The sequence below is a fragment of the Anoxybacillus thermarum genome, from assembly GCF_000836725.1.
GTDB lineage: Bacteria > Bacillota > Bacilli > Bacillales > Anoxybacillaceae > Anoxybacillus > Anoxybacillus thermarum.
The window spans coordinates 1-911 of record NZ_JXTH01000132.1 but is presented as its reverse complement, the minus strand read 5'-3'; the positions used below and the strand labels follow the sequence as shown (position 1 = coordinate 911).

Sequence of the window (911 nt, the reverse complement as noted above, 5' to 3'; positions counted from 1 at the left end):
GGATAGATGAGGACATGAAGGCGACGCGTGAGAAGAATAGGGCGGACGCGTTGCAAAGGGCGCGAAAAAATTTAAGAAGGCTTATAAATGCGAATGTGGACGCGTGGGCCGAAAGAGTGAAGTTTTTTACTTTGACTTTTAAGGAGAATGTGCAAGATATAAAAATGGCAAACTATGAGTTTAAAAAGTTTAGGCAAAGGCTTGAGTATCATTTGGAATTGAAACTGAAGTATGTGGCGGTCATAGAGTGTCAGAAGCGAGGGGCGATTCATTATCATATGGTCACGTTCAATATGCCGTATGTTCCGCATGCTGATCTGGAAAGGATATGGGGTCATGGTTTCGTTAAAGTAAATGCTATTGATGAAGTAGATAACGTTGGCGCGTATGTGACAAAGTATATGACTAAAGATAACGATGATGAGAGATTAAAAGGGGAAAAGTGCTATTTTAGTAGTCGGGGGCTTATTAAGCCAGCGGAGGAGATTATAAAAAAAGAGGACTTAAACGCTATGAGGGAAGCATTAAGTCCAAATAAGGTTTATGAAAATACATTCGATAGTGAACATCTAGGTTTAATTAACTATCAGCAGTATAACTTAAAACGTAAATACATGTAAACACACAAAAATGGAATGTTGAGGGTAACGAGGCTAGGCGTCTGGGTGTCGCGGTTCTGCTGGTGTACCTTCCGCGTCCGCGGTAGCGGGCGGAAGGTACACAGGCGCGACACAGGCGAAGCCTCGTTTTATTTTTGTGAAAAATGTTGACATAGTTTTCATGTTAGCGTTAAAATGATGTTAACAGTTGATAAAAAATGATGTAGGAGGTAGGTAGTATGTCTGGCATGGTTCGTATAAATACGCGGATTAGTAAGACGTTAAACGATTGGCTTGACAAGCGTTCAAAAG

The 911-nt window shown here is 40.9% G+C and carries 1 protein-coding gene; it reads left to right on the top strand.

The features are described from left to right. Window positions 1–620 (top strand): rolling circle replication-associated protein (locus LH47_RS14725; RefSeq protein WP_235341175.1); only part of this gene is annotated, 620 nt, incomplete at its 5' end. Between the last annotated feature and the right edge of the window lie 291 nt (window positions 621–911).